Origin of the sequence: Microbacterium endophyticum, assembly GCF_011047135.1 — a bacterium.
GTDB lineage: Bacteria > Actinomycetota > Actinomycetes > Actinomycetales > Microbacteriaceae > Microbacterium > Microbacterium endophyticum.
This window is the reverse complement of record NZ_CP049255.1, coordinates 2,632,455-2,657,723: the sequence shown is the minus strand read 5'-3', so window position 1 is coordinate 2,657,723 and position 25,269 is coordinate 2,632,455. Positions and strand designations below refer to the sequence as shown.

Here is a 25,269-nt window from a genome sequence, read left to right as displayed (position 1 = left end):
ATGGCCCCCACCGAACCTTCTAATAGCGCTGAGCGTGATCTCCCGCAAGATCCCGACATCGAGGTCGTCGAGGCATCCGGTAAAACCCTCCTACCGCTGCACTTGCGGCCGGCGTCCCTGGTTTTTGTCTTCGTCGGCGGGGCACTGGGCACCGCAGCCCGCGAGGGAGTGAGTCTCGCGTTGCCTTCTGGCGGTGAAGTTCCGTGGGCGATCTTCGCCGTGAACATCTTGGGCGCCCTGCTCCTCGGGCTCCTTCTCGAGGCGCTCACGCGCCGTGGCCCGGATGCCGGGGCGCGCCGCGCCGCGCGGCTCTTGGTGGGCACGGGCTTCATGGGTGGATTCACCACCTACAGCGCACTTGCGGCCGACAGCGCCGCACTTCTTACAACGGGGCATGCGACGACCGCGATCGGCTACGCGGTCGGAACTGTGCTCATCGGCGCCGCAGCGACAGGCCTCGGTATTCTTCTGGGCTCGGCGCGGCACCGCCAGCAGCAAACCCGAACTGAAGGCGTGAAATGACGCCCCTCCTGTTCCTCGCGATTTCGCTTGCCGGCGGTCTCGGCGCGGTATCTCGTCTGACGCTCGACGGGCTCATTCGAAGCAGACTGAGCTCGACGTTTCCGTTTGGGACCTTCGCGATCAACGCGACGGGATCACTCGCTTTAGGCTTCTTCACCGGCCTCTTGATTGCGAACATGCTGCCAGAAGGCTGGTACCTCGTCATCGGTACCGGGTTCTTAGGTGGCTACACCACCTTCTCAACCGCGAGCTTCGAGACAGTGCGGTTGCTGCAAGAAAAACGCTGGGGAGCCGCCGCATTCAACGGTTTCGGCGTCCTGGCAACGTGCGTGGCTGCCGCCGCCTTCGGGCTGTGGCTCGGCGGGCTCGCCTAGCGCGCGGCGACGAACTGTTGCAACGACATCGGTTTTTGCCCGGTGATTTTTTCGACGGCGTCGCTGACAGCTGAGACTTCGCCTGCCGCGATCGCCGTGTAGGTGCTCACCCACGCATCGTTTTGCCAGTCGGGCGCTCCCCAGGGCTTTCGCGACTCGTATGCTTCGGCGAGAGTTTCATTGTGGAAGGTCACGCGCTGACCGGTGGCATCGCTGATGATCTTCGCGGCTTCGTCGAAAGAGACGGCCGTCGGCCCGGTGAGATCATACGTCGAGACGGCGTGCGCTTCGGGGTTGCGCAGAACCTCGGCCGCTACCCGTGCGACGTCATCCCGCGATACGGCGGCCACGCGACCGCTGCCCGCCGGGCCTCGAATCACGCCGTCCTCACCGACCACGGCGGCAAGAAAGTCGAGATAAAAACTGTCACGGAGCATGGTCCACGACATCCCGGATGCCTTGATGTGCTGCTCGGTCGCGTAGTGATCGCGGGCAAGAGTGAACAGAGCGCCTGGAGCCGCGCCCTGAAAAGACGTGTACACGATGTGCTTCACGCCCGCGGCTTGGGCGGCATCAACGAACGTGAGGTGCTGTGTGAGGCGGTCTTCGTGCTCCGCCGCAGACACCATGAAAAGCACCTCGACTCCGCGAAGCGCTTCGGTTGCTTGATCCAGGTCGCCAAAATTGCATTCGACAACCGTGCTGTTTGGGAACGCTGGTGCGCGCTCGGGCGAGCGAGCAAGCAGTCGCAGAGAATAGCCATCGCCGGAAAGCAATGAAGCAACTTTGCCGCCTAGTGCCCCCGTGCTGCCTGTGACAGCGATCGGTGATTGAGAGGTTGTCATGGTGCTCCCTTTTTCTCCAAGCGCTACTCTCTGCGCGTCCTGCACGATCTAACGCTTTTTTGACCTGGCAACGACATCAGAGTCGGCGCCGCGGTTGGCGACGGCCTTCTTGTCAGCCTTCGCCTGACGCTTTTCTTTCAGCGTCTTTGCGGGAGCAGTTTTGCCGCTCTCTTTGCGCGTATTTTTTTCAGCCATGGGTCGTGCTCCTTCGAGAGCCGCGGTGACCCTGTTGTGCTGAGGCTACACGCGCAGTCAATCACTGCAGCCCACCAGCTCTCAGCCGAGCCCCGTGACGCGAGAGTTCGCGTCACCCAGCGGGCCGTATCGTTTGCCCTGGGCGCGTTTCGCCTCATGGAGATCTTCGGCTTCAACCGAAATTTCACCCGATCGGCGCACTCGCCACGACCAAAGTCCAGAAAGCCCGGCGAAGACCGCTCCCCCTATGATTCCCATGATCACGCTCTGACAGAAGTACCCGAAGACGAACCCGAATGCGGTAGAGCCAGCCACCAGCGCCGTCAAGGTGAGCACATTCCGCACGTGTCGAGAAGAATGGCGCGATGCGTTTTCGGGTTTGACCATAGATTCCACGCTAGTTGACACGTGAGCGCAAGTGAAGATTAGTCGGCCGCGATCGTCACTACTCAACCAGCGTCGCTGTGGCACGCTCGGCTAGCGTGGGATAAGCCATCAAGACCATCTCTACGAGCCTGTCCAGCGGGCGCGTCAGAGGGTCGGTCGAGGGAATCCCGAGCTCGAGTTCGTGCTCGTCTATCGCCGAGCTGATCTGATCGTCCGTCATGTGTTCATGGTTGATCGTGACTCCGATCACGCGCGTGTCAGCGAAGCTCTCGATCAGAGCTATCTCACTCGCGGCCGTCGGCATCGGCAAGAACTGGTAATCGTCGAGCATCTCGCGCTTCGGTGCGTGCTGCACGATGACGCCGTCGGGGCGGCTTCCCCGCAAGATATAGGCAGACGTCAAGTACGCAGGATGACTCAGCGCGCCCTGGCTCTCAATCACAATAATGTCGGGATCCTCGTTCTCGAAAGCTGCGACGACCTGCGCTTCAACCTCGCCGGAGCAGAACTGCGGAACCGTGGAATCCAAAGCAACAGCGTACTTGGCGCCCTGGATAAGTGCGGTTTGGCCGGTGCCGACCATGATGGCTTTCACACCGCGCGCATTAAGGGCCTCGACAAGAAGCGTCGTTGTCGTGCGTTTTCCGATCGCGCCATCGGTTCCGAGCACAGCGACCCGAGGACACGTCACATCGAAGATTCGACCTGAGAATAGACGAAGATCTTTGCGGTCTTTCGTGCGTCGCACATCGGTGATGCTGACGCCAGCCAGTAGCGCTGCCGACGCGAACTCGGGATCTTCGTTGAGAAATTCGTGCAAGCCATTCACGAGGTTCATCCCGCGCGCTATGCCTTCAAGAAGATCAGTGCGCTGGAGTTCAGTGAGCAGACCACCCGCCGGCGCCATTCCGAAGATCAGCGAATTCGGCACACGGCCGGCGTGCGCGATTGCTTCGGTCAGGTTCGCCAGCACCGGTATCCCGTTAGCGACACCACTCAGAAGAAATCCTGCATCTCGACCAGCCTGCGTGCTGTCGATGACGCTGAGGATTTCGTACTTCTGCGAGTTGCGGACGAGGCCGTTCGCTGTCTTGCCATCTTGCTGAGCGAACTTGCCCTCGCAATAGACGACGGCGGTAACTGAAACGGGCATGGTGCTCCTCTGAGAAACCCAGAGGAGCAGACAATCGATACGTGTCTTCCCTGAAGCAGGCAAGATGCCAGCCTGCGAAAGTTAGCAGGGGTTCCTGGGCGAACGTCGGTGTGAGGTTAGCTAATGGTGACTGCGGTGCCGTACGCACACACCTCAACGCCGCCGCCGTCACCGTAGTCGTTGGTTTCGAACCGAAAAGCCACGACAGCGTTGGCGCCCTTGCTGTTGGCCTCAGCGGCGAGGCGTGACAGTGCCTCGTCGCGAGTTTCGTGAAGGAGTTGTGTGATGCCCTTCAGTTCGCCTCCGGCAAGAGCCTTGAATGACGCGCCGATATTGGAGCCGATGTGACGTGAGCGAACTGTGAGTCCGAATACCTCGCCGAAGACATTGGTGATGGAGTGCCCTGGAACGTCATTGGTCGTAACGATGATCATGTTCTCAGTGTTGCGGCTGTGTGAATTCCGCACAAGGAAAATGCCCATCCTTCGCAAAATGTTGCGAAGGATGGGCATTTCTCGTTCGTGACAACGGCTGCGTGGAGATGGGGGGAATCGAACCCCCGTCCATCACTGAGTCTCTGGGGCTTCTCCGGGCGCAGTCTGTGAAGACGTTCTACTCGGCCCCGACATTTGTCACAGACACCTAAGTCGACGGGCCCAGCCTGGGAAAAGTCCCGAACGGCGTCCAGACGCCACCGTTCAGCAAGACCCCTAAATGACGCCAGGGTCCGTGGCGGGGTCGCCCACGGTCTGACGGACTATCGGGCTCGCTTATGCAGCGAGGGCGAAGTCGTTGCGATTGGAATCGGCAACTATAGTTTTTGCAGGGAGCGTTCTCGAGATAACCCTGCATCCTCGGCCCGCTTCTCGCAGATTCGCAGGCGATGTCGAAACCGATCATCCCCGTGGTCCTTCTTGCGAAGGGGCCGTTGTCACACTGTTGAATTACCAACTCGAACACTAACTACGTCCGAGCGTTACAGCTTACAACGAATCCACTCCCCTCGAAATTCCCGCTGCGTGACCGTAGGCTCGGGTCTATGAGCGATGTCATCATCACTGTCCGCGGCGAACACGAAGACCGCTACACGCCTGAAGAGGGCGTCGTGCGCGTCGCAGTTCGCGCCGAGGGACCAGAGCGCGTCGCAGTTGTCGACGAGGTCACCGCTCACGCCGCTCCGATTCGCACAGGGCTCGATCACCGCCACAGCGCCGGCGCGGTGTCCCGCTGGACGAGTGAACGCATCACAGTGTGGTCAGATCGCCCCTGGAACGGTGAAGGGCAGCGATCGGATCTTGTGCACCACGCCTCGATTCAGTTCACCGCGATTTTCGCTGATGCAAGTGAGCTTTCGTCGTGGATTGAAGAGATATCCACCGTAGATACGGTGTCGGTCGAAAGCGTGGTCTGGCGGTTGGGGTCCGTCGCGGCCGCGCGCGCGGAGTCTGACGCTGCGGCACGCGCTGTATCGGTCGCTGTCGCACGCGCTAAGGCCTACGCCGAAGCTCTCGGACTCTCGTCCGTCAGCGCGGTGGAGGTCGCTGACAGCGGAATGCTCTCTGACGCACCGGCCACACCGTCGTCGCCCGCTGCCCTTTACGGAATGCGCGCGATGGCCGCGGATGCCTCATCTCAAGGCCTCGCGCTTCGCCCAGACGACATCGTGGTCTCAGCCGCAGTCGATGCTCGATTTCGGGCGTCCTGAACAAGATCCTGCGCTAGTCGCCCATGCGGTTGCGAGTGCGCATTGCACGCTCGGCTTCACGCTTATCTTGACGCTCGCGGAGCGTCTGACGCTTATCCCACTCGTGCTTACCCTTCGCGATGGCAATTTCTACCTTCGCGCGGCCATCAGAGAAGTAAAGCTTCAGCGGCACGAGTGTGTAGCCGCCAGCTGAAACTGCATGTGAGATTTTTACGATCTCTTCTTTGTGCAGCAACAACTTGCGCACGCGCTTAGACGCGTGATTCGTCCAGTGCCCCTGCGAGTACTCGGGGATGTGCACCGAGTCGAGGAAGATCTCTCCGCCATCGACATATGCGTAACCATCAGAGAGGTTTGCACGTCCTTGACGGAGCGACTTCACCTCGGTACCGGTCAACACCATGCCAGCTTCGTACGTCTTCTCAATGTTGTATTCGTGGCGCGCGCGACGGTTGGTCGCGATGACCTTCTCGCCGCGTTCCCTAGGCATGCTGACTCCAGATTATGTGCCGCGCACAGCACGCAGCAGCCCGCCAGTCTAGCAGTGGCAGCGCGGTTAAGCCCGCAGCCAACGTCGGATGGCGAAGCCTGCTGAGAATGCAGCCAAGACGATACCGATCACGATAATCACCGGAATCACGATTGCAAGCTCCGCGCCACCCACCCAGGTCGTCACGAAAGTGATTCGGCTGCGGAGGTAGTCGTCGACACCGACGCTCACGATCCCCCACACGGCAACGCTCGCGAGCGCCGAACCGATGAGTGCTGCGAAAACACCCTCGAGGATGAATGGCGTTTGAATGAAGCGGTTCGACGCACCAACGAGCCTCATGATGCCGAGTTCTTTTCTGCGAGCAAAAGCAGAAAGCCGAATTGTCGTCGCAATGAGCAGCACCGCAGCGATCAGCATCAAACCGGCAATACCGACAGCGATGTACGTGGCGACGGTGAGTGCAGAGAACAACGGCTCCAGATACTGCATCTGGTCTTGCACCTCTTCGACGCCATCCATTCCACTGAATGCCTCAGACAACACATCCGATTGGGTCTGATCTACGAGGTTGATCCAGAACGTCGCGTTGAGCTGCTCAGGCGTGATGATGCCCTCGTACTCCTCGCCCAGTTGCTGGATGGCTTCGTCGTAGGCTTCGTCGCTGGTCTGATAGTCGTAGTCACGGATAAGCGGAGCCAGTGCCGCGCCATCGAGCTGGTCGCGCACCGCCTGGAGCTGATCTTCGTCCGCTGCTCCGTCCGTGCAGGTCGCTGCCGTCGAGACTGATGTGCACATGTACACGGCAACCTGCGCACGATTACTCCAGTAATCACGCATCTGGCCGATCTGCATCTGCATCAACACCGCCGAGCCGACGAAAGTCAGCGAGACGAAAGTCACCAAAATGACAGAGATCACCATCGAGATGTTGCGGCGGAGACCGCCGAAAGCTTCTGAAAGAACAAGACCGAGCCTCATCGCGTTGGCCCCACTTCGTCGTCGTTCTTCTGTAACCCGAGTCGGTCCGCGAGGCCGAGCTCTGCGATATCGACACCAGCGTCCTGTGCCGCGCTTGAGATATCTGCGGGCTCCGCTTCGGTGGTCGCGGAGTGAGCGGCCCGGGCCGCGGCATCCACCGCAGCGTCAATCACGAGCGGCTCAATTTCGCCTGTCTCAACGATTTCACGCTGCAGCTCAAGAACGGCCGTCAACGCGGCAACGGATGCCGCGCCCTTCTCGACCTGCGGAGCAAGCTTAGGAACACCCGAAATGTCGCCATAGCCGCCGTGGCGCTCATCGCGCACGATGTCACCATTGCTGAGTTCGATCACGCGTCGGCGCATCTGGTCAACGAAACTCGCTTCGTGAGTTGCCATGACCACCGTCGTGCCGCCTGCGTTGATCCGCGCGAGAAGCTGCATGATGTCAACGGATGTCGCAGGGTCTAGGTTTCCTGTTGGCTCATCGGCGAGCAGGATCTGAGGACGGTTGACGAGCGCGCGCGCGATAGCCACGCGCTGCTGCTCGCCACCGGAAAGTTCGTGAGGCATCCGCTTCTGTTTGCCGTCGAGGCCCACCAGAGCGAGCGCTTCGGGAACGGCTTGTTGGATGAACCCACGCGAGGCACCGATCACCTGAAGGGTGAACGCAACGTTTTGGAAGACCGTCTTGTTCGGCAAGAGGCGGAAGTCCTGAAACACGGAGCCGATGTGCCGACGAAAGTAGGGAACTTTGCGGTTCGACAGCGAGCGGAGGTCGCGACCGAGCACGACAACACGCCCCTCAGAGGGTGCATCTTCTCGGAGGATAAGCCGCAAACACGACGACTTTCCTGACCCCGAAGCTCCCACGAGGAACACGAACTCTCCGCGTTGCACCTCGAAGTCGACGTTGTTCAACGCGGGACGAGAGGTGCCGCGATACCGCTTAGTAACATTTTCAAACCGGATCATGGCTGTGTCAGCCTAAGCTCGCAGCACGTGAACGCCCGGAAAGCACACGGCGCGCCGGCATGCGTGTCCCCTGTGAAAAACATTCGAGCGCCAGCGCAGCGCTCACTACTCAGTCGTCGTCGCGACGCTTGCGCCAACGGATGCCGGCAGCGATGAATCCGTCGAGATCACCGTCGAAAACCGCGCTCGGGTTGTTGACCTCGTGGTCGGTGCGAAGATCTTTCACCATTTGATACGGAGCAAGCACGTAGGACCGCATCTGATCACCCCAGCTCGCGGTGATCGTTCCCGCGAGTTCTTTCTTCGTCGCGGCTTCTTGCTCTTTCTGCAGCAACAACAGACGAGACTGCAGCACGCGAAGAGCTGCCGCGCGGTTCTGGATCTGACTCTTCTCGTTCTGCATCGAGACGACGATGCCGGTCGGAAGGTGGGTTATGCGCACCGCAGAGTCGGTCGTGTTGACCGACTGTCCGCCAGGACCTGACGAACGGAAGACGTCAACCCTAATATCCCCCTCGGGAACATCCACGGCGACAGCCTCTTCCATCAGCGGAATGACTTCGACCGCAGCAAACGAGGTCTGGCGCTTGCCCGCGGCCCCGAATGGACTCATGCGCACGAGACGGTGCGTGCCCGCTTCGACGCTGAGAGTTCCGAACGCGTAGGGCGCATCGACCTCGAAAGTGGCCGACTTGATGCCCGCTTCTTCGGCGTACGACGTGTCCATGACAGTCGTTGAGTAATTGTGCTGCTCGGCCCAACGGAGATACATGCGCAGCAGCATTTCGGCGAAGTCGGCAGCATCGACCCCACCCGCTCCCGAACGAATAGTGATGACAGCCGGACGGGCATCGTATTCACCGTCGAGCAGCGTCTGAACTTCGAGCTGGCCGATGACATCGACGATCTCGGCGAGCTCCTTACGGGCCTCGTCGGCCGAGTCTTCATCGCCCATTTCATTGGCGAGCTCGATGAGCACTTCGAGGTCGTCGAGTCGACGCTCGAGGCTTTCGATGCGAGCAAGTTCGCTCTGACGGTGGCTCAGCGCGCTCGTCACTTTCTGAGCTGACTCAGGATCGTCCCAGAGGTCGGGAACACCCGCCGCTTCAGACAGTCGTTCAATCTCGGTGCGCAGCGATGCCACATCTACAACGCTCTTGATGTCGTTGAAGGTGGAGCGCAAGGCCTGGATGTCGGCGGAGAGATCGATTTCGAGCATGACAGTTCAGACTAACGCGGATCTGCGCCTGACCCGAGCCCGCACGGACATTCTCCCGCTGACCAAAGACTGTGGATAACTTCAGCGAGTGACAGCATCCGATTGTCAGGATGCTGCGCATGTCGCCATCATCCGCCTTGCCAGGCTCTTCTGCCTCGGTGACCGTAGCTGAGCGAGTGCGAGATCGCTTGCGTGGCGACAGGACCGACCCGGCGCGCGACCCCGACACCGCGCGTCGGGTCGCCCACGCCGAAGTGCGACGCCACAACGACCTCGCGCTCGCTCAGGGCACGGCACCAATCGATGACGAAGCGGCGCTTGTTCGCGAGGTACTCGCCGCCGTCTCAGGGTTTGGACCCCTGCAGCCTTATCTTGACGACCCCGAGGTCGAAGAAATCTGGCTCAATCGCCCCGACCGTATTTTTGCTGCCCGCCGGGGAGTCTCTGAGCGTCTGCCCGTAACGCTCACCGACTCAGCCGTCCGTGACCTCGTCGAGCGGATGCTGCACACCACCGGCCGACGCGTAGACCTCAGCCAGCCGTTCGTAGACGCGTCGCTCCCCGACGGCAGCAGGCTCCACGTCGTGATCCCAGACATCACGCGGCGCCACTGGGCCGTGAACATTCGGAAATTCCTGCCCGCATATCGGCAGCTTGACGATCTGGTTCATGCGGGCTCGTTTCCCGAGCAGGTTTCCTCCCTCCTTGAAACCGCAATGCTCAAGGGGAAAAGCGTGATCGTTTCGGGTGCAACGCACTCCGGAAAGACGACTCTGCTCGGAGCTCTCATCGCAGCATGTGCAACCTCTCAACGCATTGTGACGGTTGAGGAGACATTCGAGCTAGCAATCGACGCCCCTGACCTTGTCTCGTTGCAGGGGCGCCAACCGAGCTTGGAAGGCACAGGAGAAGTGGCTCTCCGCCGGCTGGTAAAAGAGGCACTTCGCATGCGGCCCGACCGCATCGTCGTGGGCGAAGTTCGTGACGCAGAAGCGCTGGATCTCTTGCTCGCCCTCAACACGGGCGTGCCTGGTGCCGCAACCGTGCACGCGAATTCACCACGTGATGCGCTCCGCAAGCTCACCGCACTCCCCCTGCTCGCCGGACGCAATATCGATGCTGGTTTCGTGATGCCGGCTGTCGCATCGAGCGTCGACATCGTTGTTCACTGCGAACGGACTACCAGCGGCGAGCGCTTCGTCAGCGAGATTGTTGCGCCCACGGGAAAGATTGTCTCCGCTGAGATCGAAGCTCGTACGCTGTATCGAAAGCAGCCAGCATGACGGCGTTCTTGGGCGCGATGCTGGCCGCTGGCATCCTGCTCGTGATGTCGCCCTGGGTCTGGCCGCCACGCTCACGCACGCCCCCGGAACCTCTGGCGCATTCCAAAGCCGGTCGACTACTGGACGAAGCAGGGTTCGCTCACGCCGACCGACGGGTGCTCTTCGCCTCAACCGCGGCTGCAGGTCTCCTCGCGGCCGCCGGCGCATGGTTGATAGTTCCCGTACCTGTCGTATCCGTTCTCGCAGGAGTTGTCGGCACACTTGCACCAACTGCATGGCTGCGAGGTCGCAGACAAAAGCGCAGACGCGCGCGGCGCGGCATGTGGCCCGATGTGTGCGATCTGCTCGTCGCATCGGTGCGTTCGGGTATGTCATTGACTGTCGCCGTCAGCTCACTGTCGCTATCGGCGCCCGAGGTTCTACGCCCCGCTTTTAGGAGCTTTACGGCTGATATGGACGCTTCAGGGCATTTCGACACCAGCATGCTGCGTATGAAGGCAACGCTTGCAGACCCCGCGTCCGATCGCATCGTCGAAACTCTTCGCATGGCCCGTCAAGTCGGAGGCATCGAACTCGTGCCGATCCTCCGGGCCCTCAGCACGTCGATCCGTGCCGACGCTGCGCTCCGTTCAGAAATAGAGGCTCGGCAGTCGTGGACACGTGGGGCTGCTGTGCTTGGTGTTGTTGCGCCCTGGGTCGTATTGACGCTCTTGGCGTCTCGCCCGGAAGCGGCGAGCGCCTACTCCAGCCCTGAGGGCATCATGCTTGTCGTTCTCGGAGCTGTCGCATCGGTGATCGCGTTCCAACTCATGTTGCGCATCGGCCAGCTCCCCGACGAACGGCGATGGCTCGCATGATGATTCTCACCGCAACCAATGTCGCGATTTCCATCGTTCTCGGTAGCGCGCTCGGAGCCGGGCTCTGCTGCATGATCGCCGCTTCACCACGATGGGGTGCTCCTACCCTGAGTCGTCGCATCGCGCCCTATATTCGCGATATTGCCGATCCCCTTGGACTCACTCCCCTGGCGTCGTACCCAACCTCGCTCGCGGGCGCTTGGCTAGGCGTTCGATCACAACTAGATGTGATTGCCGGTGGGTCAACTTCCATCAACCGAAGGCTTCGCCACGCGGGGTGGCGCATCGATACCGCGACATATCGCGTCCGCCAACTTACTGGGATGCTGGCGGGCTGTACCCTGGGCGCCCTCACCACGATCCTGCTGTCGCTCACGGGTCAATTCAGCATCGCCACACTCGTTCTCCCGGCAGTCGGCGCGGTCGCCGGCGTCGTCACCATCGACGTCACGCTTTCGCGCGCACTAAAAGCGCGAAGCGTTCGAATTGGTTCAGAACTACCCACCGTGCTCGAATTCCTCTCGCTCTGCGTTTCAGCAGGCGAGGGACTCTTCGACTCGCTCAAGCGCGTCGGGCATACCGGAGTCGGGGAACTCGCCACTGAAATCGAGACCACGACGCTTGCAGTCGGAACCGGCTCATCGCTCCCTGATGCTCTGGCTGATCTGGCGCGAAGAACATCTCATCCGGCGCTCGATCGCAGTATCGACCACATCATCTCTGCTATCGAACGCGGAGCACCCCTCGCTCATGTTCTGCAAGCCCAAGCGAACGATGCGCGCGAAGAAGCGAAGCGGAGCCTCATCGAACAGGCGGGTCGTAAAGAAATCGGCATGCTCATTCCGCTCGTATTCATCATCTTGCCTCTCAGCGTGCTGTTCGCCGTCTTCCCCGGAATTGCCATCCTGCGGTTGGGGATCTCATGACCTTCAATGACCGAAAGGAATCACTTATGCGCGACCTCTTCACGTCTGCTTGTTTTCGAAGCAGCGCACGCATTCGCTCGCTGTGGGGCGACACCGTCAGGAATGAACAGGGAGATGTACCTGGCTGGGTGTTAATCACCCTCATGACGGCGGGGCTCGTAGTCATCATCTGGGCACTCGCAGGGCCCGCACTATCGCAGCTTTTCGAGCAGGCTATTTCCCGCGTCTCAGGTATTTGAGCTGTGTCATCTCCCAAGGGCCTCTTCGCGGATGATCGCGGCTCTGCACCGGTGGAGTTCGTGCTTGTCGGACTTATGCTCACGGCACTCACGCTCGCTGTCCTGCAGTTCGGCCTCGCTGTGTATGTACGAAATGTCGTGCACGATGCTGCTGTCGATGGCGCGTATCACGCGGCCCTCGCTGACACCACAACGGCCGAGGGAGCGCAGCGCACTCGCGACATCGTCAGTCGCACGATCGGGGCGGGATACGCGGCAGATGTGAGCGTTCGTGAAGAAATCTCTACGGGAAACCCGACCGTGGTGGTTTCGGTGCGCACCACGATGCCGATCATCGGCCTCTTCGGCATTGCTGGAACATGGGAAGTGAGCGGTCGTGCGCCGATCGAAAACTTCGGGTGATGGCATATCCACCACGTACGGTCGCGCCATGAAGGACGATGCTGGCTCGGCGTCCGTCGAGTTCCTCGTCGTCGGCATGCTTCTTCTCGTGCCGCTTGTCTACCTCATCGTGGCTCTCAGCACCATTCAGTCACATGCCATGGGCACCGCAGCGGCGTCACGGTACATCGCCCGCACTATCGCCACTGCTGGCTCAGGGGCAGCAGCTTCCACCTCTACTGAGCGCGCTCTTCAAATGCTCGCTGACGAATACGCCATGGATGCCGCGCAGATCGAAATCAGTGTTGATTGCGCGCCGTCGGCCTTCTCCTGCCCCGAGGCCGGCACCACAGTTACCGTGACTGTCCGCGCGGGCGCAACCCTCCCGCTCGTTCCGCCGATATTCGGTCTAGACAACGCCACCGCGATTCCCATCGAGGCGAGCTCGACGCAGAAAGTCTCACGCTTTTGGAATGCGAATCGGTGAATCACGAAAACGGCCGAGAAACTTGCGAGGACGGCAGTCTCCTGCCGCTTGCCCTTGGATATGCGGCGATCGCGCTCGTGCTCATCTATGTGTGCGTCTGCGCCACGAGTCTTTACCTCGGTCAAAAGCAGCTCGACGCCGCGGCCGACGCCGCCGCCCTTGCCGGGTCGGACGGCTTTTCGCTGACATTGAGCAACGACGGGCCCACAGCGCGCTTGACTAACGCCGCGGTGTACGAGCAGGCGGTGGCCGTCCTTGAAGCGACAGCCATCGAGACAAATCTCGATGAAGCGGTCACACCGGACGGAGTTTCAGCACGCGTTTCGGTATCGGCAAGGTGGCATCCCCCATTTCTCGCCATGTTTGTTCCGGACGGGGTCGCACTTTCTGCTACGGCGACGAGCCGCAACTCGTTGAGATGAGATGCGAGATGAAAACGTCCGCTCGTCATCGATAGACTGTGACCACTCGCGGGAGTGGTGAAATTGGCAGACACGCAGGATTTAGGTTCCTGTGCCTCCGGGCGTGTGGGTTCAAGTCCCACCTTCCGCACGGGTCGTGCGCTCTCGCGCGCCTCCTAACGCCGCAATGACGGGAACTAGCGTGCATTCATTAGGCCTTCTCTCATGGCTTGACCCTCAAACGATCATCGAAGGCGCGGGCCCATGGGCTCTCTTCATCGTCTGTTTCATCATTTTTGCCGAGACTGGTCTTCTCATTGGTTTCCTCCTTCCTGGGGACACGCTTCTTGTTATCTCAGGTCTGCTCTCTCATGCCAGCCCGATAGCGCCCAACGGCGTCTTCGGACTCAACGTCTGGTTCGTAGCGCTTCTGATAGCCCTGTCCGCATTCGTTGGTGGCGAAGTGGGATATTTCATCGGGCACAAAGCGGGGCCCACGATCTTCGAGCGCAAAGACTCCGGGCTTTTCAGCAGAGCGAACGTCGACCGTACGAATGCATTCTTCGAGCGGTTCGGTGGACTCACTGTCATCCTTGCTCGGTTCGTGCCGATCGTTCGCACGTTCGCCCCCGTAGCAGCCGGCGTCGGTCACATGCCGTGGCGCAAGTACAGTCTCTACAACCTCATCGGTGCCCTGCTGTGGGGCTTCGGCCTCACAATGCTCGGCTATGCCATTGGGTACGTGCCGTGGATTCGCGACATCGTCACGGAGTACATCGATCTCATCCTGCTTGCTGTCGTCCTCGGTACGGTCATTGTCACACTCGTGCATTACTTCCGTGAGCGGTCTAAGGCCAAGAATGAAACGGCAACGGCCGATTCTGAACTACCCGACCTCAGCGACGGCAAGTAGCGACGCGAACCTCAGCCGTGAGTTTCTCGCTCGACGTGCTCCACGGTCTCAAACTGGAATGTCGAATGCGCGACGTCGAAGTGGTTGGCGAGACACTTCTGCAACTGTTGCAACAGCTCTGGTGAACGACCGTCAGCCAGCACAGTGCCGTCGACGACCACGTGAGCGGTGAAGACGGGCGCGCCCCGCGTCAGAGCCCACACATGAACATCGTGAACCGCGCGCACACCGTCAGCACTCAAGATGTGCTCTCGAATTTCCGCTACGTGGGTTCCGACCGGAACGCGTTCAGCGAGCACGACCACTACTTCTCGCAGCAGCCCGACAGCTCGCGGCACGATCATCCCCGCAATCGCAAGCGAGGCCACAGCATCCGCTGCGACCCATCCCGTCGTGAGCACAACGACGGCCGCGACGATTACGGCGACCGATCCGAGCAGATCGCCCAGCACTTCGAGATACGCGCCGCGCACGTTGATGCTCTCACGCTGGGCGGAGCTCAGCAGCCACATCGCGGTCGCGTTCGCGATGAGGCCGACGGCGGCGGTGACGAGCATGATGCCACCGGCCACCTCGTAGTCGCCGGGATCGATCAGTCGCAACACGGCCTCGATGCCGACCCACAGCGCGATGGCAATCAAAATCACGCCGTTGATCAGCGCGCCAAACACCTCGGCGCGTTGATAGCCGAACGTGCTGCGCTCATCCGCCGGCCGCGCCGCCACCGCGGTAGCGATCAGTGCAATGATGAGCGCCGCAGCATCCGTGAACATATGCGCTGCGTCTGCCAGCAACGCCAGCGAGCCCGAAATCCATGCGCCGATAATCTGCACGACCATGACAACGGATGTAATGGCAAGCGAGATCGCCAAAAGACGGCGATTGCGAGCGCCGCGAATCCCCGTGGGTGAGTGCGAGTGATCGTGCATCTCTTTCACACTAGAGCCGCAGGCATACACCTGGAACTGCTTTGCTCTAGTCGGGAATGATGCCGATTCTCATCTACAGGGCTGACAGCAACGGCACAAGGCTCTGAAATGCGCGCGCACGATGGGATGCCGCGTTCTTCTCCGCCGCACTCCACTCGGCTACGGTTCGCTCGGAGCCAGCCTGACCGTCCGGAATGAAGATGGGATCGTACCCGAAACCACCCTCACCGTGAGCCGCGACTGCCAAGCGGCCAGGCCAGATGCCCTCGACGACGTGCTCGGTACCGCTCGGATGAACCAATGCGATGGTGCACGCGAACTGTGCGACTCGACGAGGATCGGAAATGTCCGAAAGCTGATCGAGTAGCAACCGGAGATTGACCGTGGCATCCTTCGCGTGTCCGGCCCAGTAGGCCGAGAATGCACCGGGCGCGCCTCCCAGCGCGTCGACGCAAATACCCGAGTCATCAGCGAGCGCCGGAAGCCCGGTGTGCACGCAAGCTGCCCGCGCTTTAATCAGCGCATTCTCGCGAAAAGTTACGCCGTCTTCGACGGGCTCTGGGCCGTCGTATCCCACGACCTCGAGATCGGGTCGCGTAGCCGAAAAGATCGCCTGAAACTCCGCAATCTTGTGCGCGTTGTGAGTGGCGAGAACCACGCGCTCAGGCGCGGCGCCCGTCACGCTGAAGCCTCAGCGCCTTCAGCGAGAGCAGCGATCTGGAAATCGCGGAGGTCGGCGCAGCCCGCCACGCCGAGCTCGAGCAGCGCATCGAGCTCGCGCTTATCGAAGGGTGCGCCTTCAGCCGTGCCCTGCACCTCGACAAACAAGCCGCGACCGGTCACAACGATGTTCATGTCGGTTTCGGCACGCACATCTTCGACGTAGGCGAGGTCGAGCATCGGCTCCCCACCGATGATTCCCACCGACACCGCAGCCACAGAGTCGATGAGCACCTGAGACTTCTGCCCGATGAACTTCTTTCGGCGTCCCCACTCGATCGCGTCTGCTAAAGCGACGTAGGCGCCTGTGATTGCGGCTGTGCGCGTGCCGCCGTCAGCCTGCAAAACGTCGCAGTCGATCACAATCGTGTTCTCGCCAAGCGCCTTTGTGTCAACGACAGCACGAAGCGATCGCCCGATGAGGCGCGAAATCTCATGAGTGCGCCCGCCAATCTTGCCTTTGACGCTCTCGCGGTCGTTTCGGCTGTTGGTCGCACGCGGCAGCATGGCGTACTCGGCGGTGACCCACCCCTTGCCTTTGCCAGTCAGCCACCGCGGCACACCGTTCGTGAATGACGCGGTGCAGAGCACCCGGGTGTTTCCGAAACTCACAAGGGCAGAACCCTCTGCCTGGTTGTTCCAGCCACGCTCGATCGTGACCGGGCGCAAGTCGTTGATGCTGCGGCCGTCGGCGCGCGTGATTTCAGTCATAGAACTCTCCTCGAACGGATGCCGGCGCTCAGCGCGGCAGGTCAATGGCCCCGGTTTGCACGAGGCGCACATCGCGCACTTCGCGTCCCATGAGCCGATGGGCAAGCTGCACGAAGTCATCGGCGGAGGAGCCGGTTGCTTCGTAGGTGTGGCGCGACTGAGCGGTCGGACCTGCGAGTAGGTCACGCCCAACAAGCTGGCGGTAAACGTCTTTCGCGGTTTCCGAATCACTCGAAACAAGACTCACGTCTGGTCCCATCACGTAGCTGATAGCGCCTTCGAGGAATGGATAGTGGGTGCACCCCAACACGAGAGTGTCGACGCCCGCATGTCGTAACGGCGCGAGGTATTTCTCAGCGACCGCGAGCACTTCGGGCGAGTCGGTGACGCCCGCTTCTACGAATTCAACAAAACGCGGACACGCCTCCGCGAATATGGTCAGGTTCGCGTTGACCTCAAGCATGTCCTGGTACGCCCGAGATCCGATCGTGCCGGTGGTTCCGATGACACCGATCCGGCCGTTTCGCGTCGTCGACATCGCGGTGCGAACCGCCGGGCCGATAACTTCAACAACCGGGATGTCGTAGCGCTCACGCGCATCGCGAAGCATCGCCGCCGAAGCCGTGTTGCATGCGATAACGAGCATCTTCACGCCCTGCTCGACAAGATCGTCCAGTACTTCCAGCGAGTATCGACGCACGTCCGCGATCGGCTTTGGCCCGTACGGTGAGCGCGCGGTGTCGCCGATGTAGACAATCGACTCCCGCGGCAGAAGCTGCGATACCGCCCGTGCCACGGTGAGACCGCCAACGCCGGAGTCGAAGATTCCGATGGGTGCGTCGTTCACGATGACCCAGCCTACGCCGTTTCCTCGCGCGCACCGCGCGTAGGCTGGCGCAATGACACGCAGCTCTGCTCTGCTGACCGATCGATACGAACTCACGATGCTGACGGCGGCTCTTCGTGACGGCACAGCCCACAGGCGTTGTGTCTTCGAGCTTTTCGCGCGCCGGCTGCCTGGCGGGCGTCGCTTCGGTGTCGTCGCAGGTATCGGTCGATTTCTTTCCTTGCTTCGCGACTTTCGCTTCGGCGAAGACGAGCTGAGATTCCTGCGGGATGAGCGCATAGTGGACGAGCCGACGCTCGCATACCTTGCGAACTACCGCTTCACCGGCAATATTGTCGGCTACCGCGAGGGCGAACTGTATTTTCCAGGCTCGCCCGTTTTAACCGTCGACGGGACATTTGCCGAAGCTGTAATACTCGAGACTCTCGCACTGAGCGTCTTGAACTATGACTCGGCCGTTGCTACGGCCGCCGCTCGCATGAGCATCGCTGCCGGGAACCGACCGCTCGCAGAGATGGGTTCTCGGCGCACGGGTGAACAGTCCGCAGTAGCTGCCGCACGCGCGTGCTATATCGCGGGCTTCAGCGCCACCAGCAATCTTGAAGCGGGCCGGACGTTCGGTATTCCCACGATGGGGACCGCTGCGCACGCATGGACGCTGCTTCATGAACACGAAGCAGATGCCTTCCGCGCCCAAATCGATGCGCTCGGGGCCGACACGACCCTGCTCATAGACACCTACGACATCGCGCGCGGCGTGCAAACCGCAGTCGATGTGGCAGGCGCGAGCCTCGGAGGCGTGCGAATCGACTCCGGTGACCTTCCCCTCGTTGCAGCTCAGGTTCGCGCGCAACTGGATAGTCTCGGCGCAACAGCCACGAAGATCACTGTGACGAGCGATCTCGATGAACACGCAATAGCGGCGCTTGCGGCGTCTCCCGTCGACTCATACGGCGTCGGCACCTCGGTCGTAACGGGCGCAGGCTCCCCCACGGCAGGGATGGTCTTCAAAATTGTGGCACGAGAGGCAAGCAACGGATCCTGGGTTTCGGTTGCCAAAAAGTCCGCTGCCAAGGCAACGACCGGAGGGCGCAAGACCGCATTCCGTACGCTAAACGACTCGGTGGCAACGAGCGAGCTGATCGCAATCTCGCCGCGTTTTGAATCAGCGACGGATGCCGCATCCACGTATGACGCTCGTGCACTCCAGGTCAACCTGGTGTCCGCTGGCGAGATCCACCCAGACCACGAGGGCATCCGGGCCGTCGCCGCTGCTCGTGCTCATCATGTGACCGCGCGAGCTGAGCTCCCGCTCTCAGCGTTGGCCCTGAGCCGTTCGGATCCGGCTCTCGAAACGGTTTACGTCACGCTCGACGAGACGTCAGGACATCAGTGATTCGTAGATCTCTTTGCACGAGGGGCATACTGGAAATTTCTCTGGGTCCCGACCGGGCGTCCACTTTTTGCCACACAGCGCCCGAACGGGCTTGCCGCTGATTGCGGACTCGAGAATCTTCTCTTTCTTGACGTAATGAGAGAAACGCTCATGATCGCCAGGTTCAACGTTCTCGTCTTGGACGAGATCTTCAAGTTCGCGATCGAGAGTGGCAGTGCCCCCATCATTGGGGCTATCAAGCGGCGTGCTCATGGTCACTCAGTCTATCGGCGAGTTCACCGCGCAGGGCGTTTTGGTCAGCCTGCCTGTGCAAATTCCATGATCGATTCACCACGACGAGTGAAGGTGAAGCCTCCGACCAGAACGCCCACAACGAGAACGGCGCTGCCAATTCCAATGCCGCTCCATAGGGCGGGTTCGGCGTAGCTTACGTCTTTTGTCACCGCTAACCATGACCACCACAATGACGGTGCGCTAACCGCCAATGCGCCCAACATGACAAAAGTCTGACCAAATAGGCCCGACGCTCCTGTGCGCTGAGGCTGTTGGAACGGGCTGTCTCCCGGCCGCGAAACCGCGTAGGGCGTCAGTGCGGAAGAGATGCTGGATAGTCCGAGCCCACTTAGGAACAGACACGCGGAGACACCAACCATCGCGGGAAGCACCGCCCAGCGCCCGTACAGGGAGATGGCGAGCGGAATACCGACAGCGAGAGTGGGCACCGTCACCAGGAAGATTGGCACGAGTCTGCCGATCCGATCGGCGACGCCCCGCATCCCGCTCACGACGTGAAGCCAGACAGCGGTGGAGTCATAAGCAAGATCGTTGTGAGGCAGCCAGCCAAAAAAAAGCGCCACTATCGGCACTGGGACAAGGGCCACAAGAGCCGGCGGTACACCGGCGATCGTCAGAGGAACCGTCGTCAGTAACGCCGCCAACGGCACGATGAGAACATTCACGGCATAGCGGCGGTCACGAGACCAATAGATGATGCTGCGAGCGGCGACGGCGCCTGCTGCGGTCCCCGGCGCGACAGCGAACCAGCCGAGCCCACCGCGCTCACGCACCGCCACCGGCCGCTCCGCGGTCGTCAAAAGCCGGCGCACAAGCCAAGACCAGAGCAGTCCCAAGACGAGGACTGTCGCGAGCGCGATTAGGGTACTTGCCCACGCATTCATATCCTCCGACACAAATGCCGCCGGCAGCGCCCAGGCGGCTCCCAAGGGCGTGAGCGCCAATACGTTCGAGGCTTCAGCCAGTTGTGTCGGCACGGTGCCCCGCCATTCGAGCGACGCGAAGAAGACGCCCACCGGGACCACAACGACGAGAACAGCTACAAGAAACACACCGCTCAGCTCGCGCGAGCGACGCTCGCGCAAAAAAAGTGCTGCGGAAGCAAGTCCAACACGCGCGAGGAGCACACACGTCACAACACTGATAACCGCGGAAGCCACGGACACCCACACCGGTACGCCGTGTTCCCCCCACATGACAGCTGCGCAGGAGACGAGAGCAACGAGAGCGATCATCGGCACGCTCACCAGGCTGGCAAGGGCTACTGACGCAGCAAGTGGCCCGGGCGCTATCCCAAACAGCGCAAACCGGCGAGGATCGAGAGGATCAGCGGAGCCCGCGATGAGAGGTGCAACCGCAAATCCTGTTGTTACGGCGGAACCGGCGAACACCGTAACTACCATCGCTGTGGTGTCAGCAGACCCCTGCAGACTCAAGAGCGCCCAGCCAGCAGCGAGGACTGCGGCGGCCGCAACGACAAGACCCAGCAGAACCCGCATGACATGGCCTGGCTCGCCGCGAAGACCACCCAGCAGCAGGTCGAACCTCAGCCGGAGAATGTGTGCAACCACTCCAGCCCCTCCAGGTCGCTCGCGCCGCCGGCAAGTTCGAGGAACCGCTCCTCGAGAGTCGATTCGCCACGCACGTCATCGACCGTGCCTTCAGCGAGCACACGCCCCGAAACGAGGACAGCTACACGCGAACATACGCGCTCGACCAAATCCATCCCATGACTCGAGAGGATGACGGTGCCACCGTGTTCGACGTACGTGCCGAGAATCTCGAGGATCACGGCGCTCGAGACCGGGTCGACCGACTCGAATGGTTCATCGAGGATGAGAAGTCGAGGCGAATGAATCATCGCGCCAGCGAGCATAACTTTCTTCGTCATGCCCGCGGAGTAGTCCGAAACGGGACGAGTAAGGGCTTCAGACAGGTCAAATGCGCGAGCTAGGTCGGCCGTTCTCTTCTCTACGACAGCAGGTGAAAGTCCGCGAAGCACGCCACAGTAGTAGAGAAGTTGACGCCCCGTGAGTCGATCGAAAGTGCGCAACCGATCAGGGAGCACTCCGATCATTCGTTTTGCAGCACGAGCGTGCTTGCGCGCGTCGACACCGCACACCTCAACTGAACCCTTATCCGCGCCGAGAAGACCGGAAATGATCGAAAGAGTGGTCGTCTTTCCGGCACCGTTGGGGCCAACGAGGCCGTAGAAGGTGCCGGCCGGCACTGTGAGGTTTACGTCGTCTGCCGCGCGTGTCGCGCCGAACAGCTTCGTCACGCCTCGGACGACAAGCGCATCCACCGGGCCGGTCGAGTCGGGACTGGCATCAACATCGGGGGTGAGGTCTGCAACAACAAGATCGGGTTCTGCGACCAGTGCTCTCGTCTCGAGCTCTGGTGAAATCTCCGGTTCCGGTTCCGGTTCCAGCTCAGGTTCGGGTTCCGGCTGCGGCTCAGGTTCGGGTTCCGGCTGCGGCTCAGGTTCGGGTTCCGGCTCCCGCGCCATGTCAGACGCACTGTCCGGAAGCTCCTCAGCGGTCGCTTCTTGCTGCTGCTTTTGCTCTTCCGCGCCTGGCAATGGCGGCCTCGGCGGAACAACCACATCAGCGAAATCGCTGTTAAATCCATCCATTAGCGCAGGCTCGGGCGGGTTCACGGAAGCCGCGGGTGCCGGCTTTGTGCTGGGCTTCGCAGCCTTCTGTGAAGCAGCAGTCGCCGCGCGGGGCGACGAAGCCTTTCGAGGAGCGGCTGGCTTGCGCGGCGCAGATGATTTCCGCGGCGTCGAACTCTTACGTGGCGCCCGTGGTTTGCGAGGTGCGGCCGGAGCCTTTTCACTCTCGATGGATTCACGACCGTCGTCGCTTTTACCCGGAAGGTTCCCGGAAGATTCAGGGTCATTGGTCGACGAGGCTGTCACAGCTCTAACGTATCAAGCGGTTGCGCCCCCACAGCGCGGCTGCGTAACAGATGAGAGTTTTGTCACGAAAGCACAACGGGGGCGCAAGAGCCAGTCTGCATTCAGGCACCGTCGGTACCATAAGCAGAGCACAACGTGGTGGCCGTGCCATGAACCCATGGTGAATTCCCAAACTCCAGGAGCTAATCGTGACTCTTCAGACCGTCATCCTCGCGGCCGGTATGGGCTCGCGCCTGGGTCGCAGCCTACCCAAGCCGCTGACCCCACTCTCGGATGGGCGCAGCATCATGCAGCAGCAGCATGACAACATTCGAACCGTGTTCGGCACCGATGCACGTGTCACGACCGTCGTGGGATACCGGGCCGAAACCATCGTCGAGGCGTTCCCCGATGCCTCGTACGTGTACAACGATCGCTACGACCAGACCAACACGTCCAAGAGCCTGTTGCGAGCTCTGGCCGCGACCGGAAAGAGCGGCGTGTTGTGGATGAACGGCGACGTTGTATTCGACCCACGCATTCTTGGTCGCGCTATTGAACTCATCGAACGGGAACAGTCCTTTGTCACGGTGAACACCGCGAAAGTCAGCGAAGAAGAAGTGAAGTACACGACGGACGCCGAAGGCTTCATCTCGGCACTGTCGAAGACCGTCTCTGCGGGTATTGGCGAAGCTGTCGGGATTAACTACATTTCGCGCGCCGACAAGAAGGCGTTCATGCATCAACTCTCGCGGGTCGATGACCAGGACTACTTCGAGCGCGGGCTCGAGCTCGCTATCGCCGAAAATGGGATGCGGCTTGAGCCTCTCGATATTTCGGATCTCTACGCAGTCGAGGTGGACTTCGCAGAGGATCTCGAACGCGCGAACCTTTACGTGTGAGTCGTCAATCCCCTCTTAATGCACAGGAGCACCTCATAAGATCAGCCCACAATGGCTGAAAAGGTGCAAAAGATTCACTCTCTGTCGAGCGACGGTCCCTGGGTCGGCGGCATACCGCCCGCCGGATCGACAGAACATCCGTTGACGATCCGTGCGTTAGACCGCGTGATGGCGATTCAACGCCCGGTCGTGCTTGCCCATTTGAGAAGCGTTCGCCTGAGACACCCGGAGGCATCACCTCAAGAGATCGTCGGGATGCTGGAGCGGCGCTTCCTCGCGGCTGTCACGACGAGCGGCGCAGCAGTTGGCGCTACGGCGGTCGTTCCCGGCATCGGAACCGGAATAACGCTCGCGCTCAGCGGCGCCGAGACCATCGGCTTCCTTGAGGCATGCGCCCTATTTGCGCAATCACTCGCCGAGGTCCACGGAATTCCCGTCGAGAGTCCTGAGCGAGCTCGAGCGCTAGTACTTACCCTGATGCTGGGGCAGGAGGGCATCGATCTTGTGGCGCAACTCACGAAGCAAGCCGCTGGAAAAGGCCCGACCCGAGACCGGTACTGGGGCGAACTCATCACGAAGACACTGCCCCGAGCGGCGGTCGGGCCGATGGTTGATCGGTTGAAAGCGACATTCGTTCGCCAATTCGCAACGCGCGGTAGTGCTTCATGGATCGGTAAAGCACTCCCCTTCGGGATCGGCGCGGCCATTGGCGGTGTCGGCAATCACGTGCTCGGTCGTCGAGTCATGATCACTTCCCGACGTGCCTTCGGGCCTGCGCCGGCAACCTTGCCCCCGGAACTCGAGCCGCAACCGGGCACGTTGCGAATTGAGCGCGCCGCGGGTGCCACTGTCGCTCGCGCCACCTCCGCGCTCGGCAAGGCCGTGGGCACAGCGACCAAGCGGACGGGCACTGCACTTCGACCCCGCAGCAAGAAGCCGCGCAAAGAGATCGAAGAGTAGCCGCTAGCCGTCCAGTTCTGCCGAGTCTTCGTCGAACGGATCATCTTCGCTGTCCGGCGACTCTCCAGCCCACCGCTCAGCTTCGTTCATGAGGTACTCGATCGCAGAATGAAATCTCGCGGTCGCAGAACCGGGTGTCGTGTCTCCAAAGTAGTGGCGTACCCAGTGATCGAGGCGCTCAGTTGCTCGGGGATCCGCCAAGATCCGGTCCGTCTCGGCGATGATGCTGGCGGCATGAGCCGCGTCGAGCCACTCACAGTCGGAAAGATATCCGTGCTCATCGATGGCTGCGGCAGGATCGACTGGCCGCGTAACCAACAGCGCTTTTCCTGACGCCAACCGGTCGTAGACCATCGCTGAGATGTCGACGACCGCCACGTCAGCAGCTGCCAGCTGCCAGCCAAGATCGGGGCCGTGGTCGTAAAAGTGGTGAGCGCTCGTGTCTCTCGCATTGGCGGCGGTGATCATTGCCACGATCCGCCGGTGAGCAGCTCCGTACTCGGCACTTACAACCCCGGATCGCGGGTGCGGGCGGTAAATCAATCGATGACGCCCAGTCTGCAGGAGAGCCGCGACCAGCGCTTCGCCGTGAGTCGAGAGCGACCCGTAGTGCGCCGATGGCCGGTCCCCCTCCCAGGTGGGTGCGTACAGAATAACGCGGCGTTCATCAGGCGTATACGGAAGACGACCGGAATAGTGATCGGCCTGTGGACGGCCGATTTCGATCGTCCGCGTATCGATGTCGTAATTCCACAGCACCCGCGAAAGACGTTCCCGCGCCGCGTCACCGGCAACGAAAGCGTAGTCATACGCTTTGAACTGGTTGGTCGTCATATACATCTTGTCGGACTCGCCATGGTTGATGAAGACGTGCCAGCGGTGCCCATAGCGGAACATCTGAAAATTCCGAGTGTTCTGATTGACGTACAACACGATTCGGATGTTCTGTTTCGCAATCGCCGATTCCAGGTTGCGCACCGACGGTACATATACGACTGGAAGCCCGCTTTCGCGCATGAGCGCACGCGCTCCGGATGCCACGCGGCTCAAGATCACGACGGATCTGGTTTTGGATAGCTCCTGCAGCGGTCGGTACCACTGGCGCATCTGATACATGTTGACTGCGCCGTCAGCAAAGTACACAGCCACCTCGTATTGCCCTACTGCGTGGGGACCTCGTGCCCTGTCGGCGTGTCTTACTTCTCGCGCGGCTGCACGGTTCTCGAGTGCCCTGCCGATAAAGGCCACCGTCTTGCGAATATCGGAGGCCAATTGCATC

At 61.0% G+C, this 25,269-nt stretch carries 31 protein-coding genes, 1 tRNA gene and 1 other RNA gene; 15 read left to right on the top strand and 18 right to left on the bottom strand.

Annotated features, from left to right (window positions below):
• Entirely contained in the window at positions 1-522 is a 522-nt protein-coding gene (locus tag G6N83_RS12435) for a fluoride efflux transporter FluC (RefSeq protein WP_183408395.1), read from the top strand.
• Entirely contained in the window at positions 519-896 is a 378-nt protein-coding gene (gene crcB, locus G6N83_RS12430) for a fluoride efflux transporter CrcB (protein WP_165142505.1), read from the top strand. Before G6N83_RS12435 ends, crcB begins: the two co-directional genes overlap by 4 nt.
• Here the strand turns inward: crcB and G6N83_RS12425 are convergent.
• The 6 genes from G6N83_RS12425 to ssrA all read right to left on the bottom strand — a co-directional run bounded on the left by G6N83_RS12425 (position 893) and on the right by ssrA (position 4,380).
• Positions 893-1,741 carry an SDR family oxidoreductase gene (locus tag G6N83_RS12425; protein ID WP_165142503.1) on the bottom strand — a complete coding sequence of 283 codons (849 nt, stop codon included), beginning with the start codon at positions 1,739-1,741 and terminating at the stop codon, positions 893-895. The two genes, crcB and G6N83_RS12425, sit on opposite strands and share 4 nt — an antisense overlap.
• A 48-nt stretch (positions 1,742-1,789) precedes the next feature.
• The gene (locus G6N83_RS12420) at positions 1,790-1,936 is read right to left on the bottom strand and encodes a hypothetical protein (protein ID WP_165142501.1); all 147 of its coding nucleotides are present in this window, start codon (positions 1,934-1,936) and stop codon (positions 1,790-1,792) included.
• 81 nt (positions 1,937-2,017) lie between these two features.
• Positions 2,018-2,323, bottom strand: a complete 306-nt coding sequence (locus G6N83_RS12415) for a hypothetical protein (RefSeq protein ID WP_165142499.1) — start codon at positions 2,321-2,323, stop codon at positions 2,018-2,020.
• 58 nt (positions 2,324-2,381) lie between these two features.
• Entirely contained in the window at positions 2,382-3,476 is a 1,095-nt protein-coding gene (locus G6N83_RS12410; protein ID WP_165142497.1) for an N-acetyltransferase DgcN family protein, read from the bottom strand.
• A 116-nt stretch (positions 3,477-3,592) separates the two neighbouring features.
• Positions 3,593-3,910: a YbjQ family protein gene (locus G6N83_RS12405; RefSeq protein WP_165142495.1), complete on the bottom strand. Its 318-nt coding sequence runs from the start codon at positions 3,908-3,910 to the stop codon at positions 3,593-3,595.
• A 99-nt stretch (positions 3,911-4,009) separates the two neighbouring features.
• Positions 4,010-4,380, bottom strand: a transfer-messenger RNA (tmRNA) gene (gene ssrA, locus G6N83_RS12400).
• Positions 4,381-4,515: 135 nt separating this feature from the next.
• Here ssrA and G6N83_RS12395 point away from each other — a divergent pair.
• The gene (locus G6N83_RS12395) at positions 4,516-5,181 is read left to right on the top strand and encodes an SIMPL domain-containing protein (RefSeq protein ID WP_165142493.1); all 666 of its coding nucleotides are present in this window, start codon (positions 4,516-4,518) and stop codon (positions 5,179-5,181) included.
• Positions 5,182-5,194: 13 nt separating this feature from the next.
• Here the strand turns inward: G6N83_RS12395 and smpB are convergent, their stop codons facing one another.
• From smpB to prfB, 4 genes are all read right to left on the bottom strand, one after another.
• Positions 5,195-5,671, bottom strand: coding sequence for an SsrA-binding protein SmpB (gene smpB, locus G6N83_RS12390; RefSeq protein ID WP_165142491.1), 477 nt, complete (start codon positions 5,669-5,671; stop codon positions 5,195-5,197).
• A 66-nt stretch (positions 5,672-5,737) separates the two neighbouring features.
• Positions 5,738-6,652 carry a permease-like cell division protein FtsX gene (gene ftsX / locus G6N83_RS12385; protein ID WP_165142489.1) on the bottom strand — a complete coding sequence of 305 codons (915 nt, stop codon included), beginning with the start codon at positions 6,650-6,652 and terminating at the stop codon, positions 5,738-5,740.
• Complete coding sequence (gene ftsE, locus G6N83_RS12380; RefSeq protein WP_165142487.1) at positions 6,649-7,626, bottom strand: cell division ATP-binding protein FtsE; 978 nt, start codon at positions 7,624-7,626, stop codon at positions 6,649-6,651. Before ftsE ends, ftsX begins: the two co-directional genes overlap by 4 nt.
• 109 nt (positions 7,627-7,735) lie before the next feature.
• On the bottom strand, positions 7,736-8,845 hold the full coding sequence (gene prfB / locus G6N83_RS12375) for a peptide chain release factor 2 (protein ID WP_165142485.1): 1,110 nt from the start codon (positions 8,843-8,845) through the stop codon (positions 7,736-7,738).
• A 119-nt stretch (positions 8,846-8,964) separates the two neighbouring features.
• On the opposite strand from prfB, the gene G6N83_RS12370 reads away from it, so the two are divergent.
• The 9 genes from G6N83_RS12370 to G6N83_RS12330 all read left to right on the top strand — a co-directional run bounded on the left by G6N83_RS12370 (position 8,965) and on the right by G6N83_RS12330 (position 14,332).
• On the top strand, positions 8,965-10,128 hold the full coding sequence (locus tag G6N83_RS12370; protein ID WP_165142483.1) for a TadA family conjugal transfer-associated ATPase: 1,164 nt from the start codon (positions 8,965-8,967) through the stop codon (positions 10,126-10,128).
• A complete protein-coding gene (locus G6N83_RS12365) occupies positions 10,125-10,985 on the top strand; it encodes a type II secretion system F family protein (RefSeq protein ID WP_165142481.1) in 861 nt (286 codons plus the stop codon). Before G6N83_RS12370 ends, G6N83_RS12365 begins: the two co-directional genes overlap by 4 nt.
• The gene (locus G6N83_RS12360; protein WP_165142479.1) at positions 10,982-11,911 is read left to right on the top strand and encodes a type II secretion system F family protein; all 930 of its coding nucleotides are present in this window, start codon (positions 10,982-10,984) and stop codon (positions 11,909-11,911) included. Before G6N83_RS12365 ends, G6N83_RS12360 begins: the two co-directional genes overlap by 4 nt.
• Positions 11,912-11,937: 26 nt before the next feature.
• Complete coding sequence (locus tag G6N83_RS12355; protein WP_165138070.1) at positions 11,938-12,150, top strand: hypothetical protein; 213 nt, start codon at positions 11,938-11,940, stop codon at positions 12,148-12,150.
• Positions 12,151-12,153: 3 nt separating this feature from the next.
• Positions 12,154-12,552, top strand: a complete 399-nt coding sequence (locus G6N83_RS12350) for a TadE/TadG family type IV pilus assembly protein (RefSeq protein ID WP_241246209.1) — start codon at positions 12,154-12,156, stop codon at positions 12,550-12,552.
• Between the two features lie 28 nt (positions 12,553-12,580).
• Complete coding sequence (locus G6N83_RS12345; RefSeq protein ID WP_165142477.1) at positions 12,581-13,018, top strand: TadE family protein; 438 nt, start codon at positions 12,581-12,583, stop codon at positions 13,016-13,018.
• A complete protein-coding gene (locus G6N83_RS12340; RefSeq protein WP_165142475.1) occupies positions 13,015-13,440 on the top strand; it encodes a hypothetical protein in 426 nt (141 codons plus the stop codon). The genes G6N83_RS12345 and G6N83_RS12340 overlap by 4 nt, the downstream gene beginning before the upstream one ends.
• A 48-nt stretch (positions 13,441-13,488) precedes the next feature.
• Positions 13,489-13,570, top strand: a tRNA-Leu gene (locus G6N83_RS12335).
• Between the two features lie 36 nt (positions 13,571-13,606).
• Entirely contained in the window at positions 13,607-14,332 is a 726-nt protein-coding gene (locus G6N83_RS12330) for a DedA family protein (protein ID WP_165142473.1), read from the top strand.
• 11 nt (positions 14,333-14,343) lie between these two features.
• On the opposite strand, the gene G6N83_RS12325 is transcribed toward G6N83_RS12330, so the two are convergent.
• From G6N83_RS12325 to murI, 4 genes are all read right to left on the bottom strand, one after another.
• Positions 14,344-15,261 (bottom strand): cation diffusion facilitator family transporter, encoded by a 918-nt coding sequence (locus G6N83_RS12325; RefSeq protein WP_165142471.1) that lies wholly within the window; start codon positions 15,259-15,261, stop codon positions 14,344-14,346.
• Positions 15,262-15,334: 73 nt separating this feature from the next.
• On the bottom strand, positions 15,335-15,943 hold the full coding sequence (gene rdgB, locus G6N83_RS12320) for an RdgB/HAM1 family non-canonical purine NTP pyrophosphatase (RefSeq protein WP_165142469.1): 609 nt from the start codon (positions 15,941-15,943) through the stop codon (positions 15,335-15,337).
• Positions 15,940-16,692 carry a ribonuclease PH gene (gene rph / locus G6N83_RS12315; protein ID WP_165142467.1) on the bottom strand — a complete coding sequence of 251 codons (753 nt, stop codon included), beginning with the start codon at positions 16,690-16,692 and terminating at the stop codon, positions 15,940-15,942. The genes rdgB and rph overlap by 4 nt, the downstream gene beginning before the upstream one ends.
• A gap of 28 nt (positions 16,693-16,720) precedes the next feature.
• Positions 16,721-17,539 carry a glutamate racemase gene (gene murI / locus G6N83_RS12310; RefSeq protein WP_165142465.1) on the bottom strand — a complete coding sequence of 273 codons (819 nt, stop codon included), beginning with the start codon at positions 17,537-17,539 and terminating at the stop codon, positions 16,721-16,723.
• Positions 17,540-17,591: 52 nt separating this feature from the next.
• Between murI and G6N83_RS12305 the strand changes: the two genes are divergently transcribed.
• Positions 17,592-18,935 carry a nicotinate phosphoribosyltransferase gene (locus G6N83_RS12305; RefSeq protein ID WP_165142463.1) on the top strand — a complete coding sequence of 448 codons (1,344 nt, stop codon included), beginning with the start codon at positions 17,592-17,594 and terminating at the stop codon, positions 18,933-18,935.
• Here G6N83_RS12305 and G6N83_RS12300 read toward each other — a convergent pair.
• The 3 genes from G6N83_RS12300 to G6N83_RS12290 are packed head-to-tail and all read right to left on the bottom strand — an operon-like array spanning position 18,921 to position 21,864.
• Positions 18,921-19,187 (bottom strand): DUF3039 domain-containing protein, encoded by a 267-nt coding sequence (locus G6N83_RS12300; RefSeq protein ID WP_165142461.1) that lies wholly within the window; start codon positions 19,185-19,187, stop codon positions 18,921-18,923. The two genes, G6N83_RS12305 and G6N83_RS12300, sit on opposite strands and share 15 nt — an antisense overlap.
• Before the next feature lie 44 nt (positions 19,188-19,231).
• Complete coding sequence (locus tag G6N83_RS12295) at positions 19,232-20,800, bottom strand: hypothetical protein (protein ID WP_165142459.1); 1,569 nt, start codon at positions 20,798-20,800, stop codon at positions 19,232-19,234.
• Positions 20,776-21,864 (bottom strand): ABC transporter ATP-binding protein, encoded by a 1,089-nt coding sequence (locus G6N83_RS12290; protein WP_165142457.1) that lies wholly within the window; start codon positions 21,862-21,864, stop codon positions 20,776-20,778. Before G6N83_RS12290 ends, G6N83_RS12295 begins: the two co-directional genes overlap by 25 nt.
• A gap of 473 nt (positions 21,865-22,337) precedes the next feature.
• Here G6N83_RS12290 and G6N83_RS12285 point away from each other — a divergent pair, with 473 nt between their 5' ends.
• Both G6N83_RS12285 and G6N83_RS12280 read left to right on the top strand, forming a co-directional pair.
• Complete coding sequence (locus G6N83_RS12285) at positions 22,338-23,030, top strand: phosphocholine cytidylyltransferase family protein (RefSeq protein WP_165142455.1); 693 nt, start codon at positions 22,338-22,340, stop codon at positions 23,028-23,030.
• 51 nt (positions 23,031-23,081) lie between these two features.
• Positions 23,082-23,990 carry a hypothetical protein gene (locus tag G6N83_RS12280; protein WP_165142453.1) on the top strand — a complete coding sequence of 303 codons (909 nt, stop codon included), beginning with the start codon at positions 23,082-23,084 and terminating at the stop codon, positions 23,988-23,990.
• 3 nt (positions 23,991-23,993) lie between these two features.
• Here G6N83_RS12280 and G6N83_RS12275 read toward each other — a convergent pair whose 3' ends face one another.
• Entirely contained in the window at positions 23,994-25,268 is a 1,275-nt protein-coding gene (locus G6N83_RS12275; protein WP_165142451.1) for a CDP-glycerol glycerophosphotransferase family protein, read from the bottom strand.
• Between the last annotated feature and the right edge of the window lies 1 nt (position 25,269).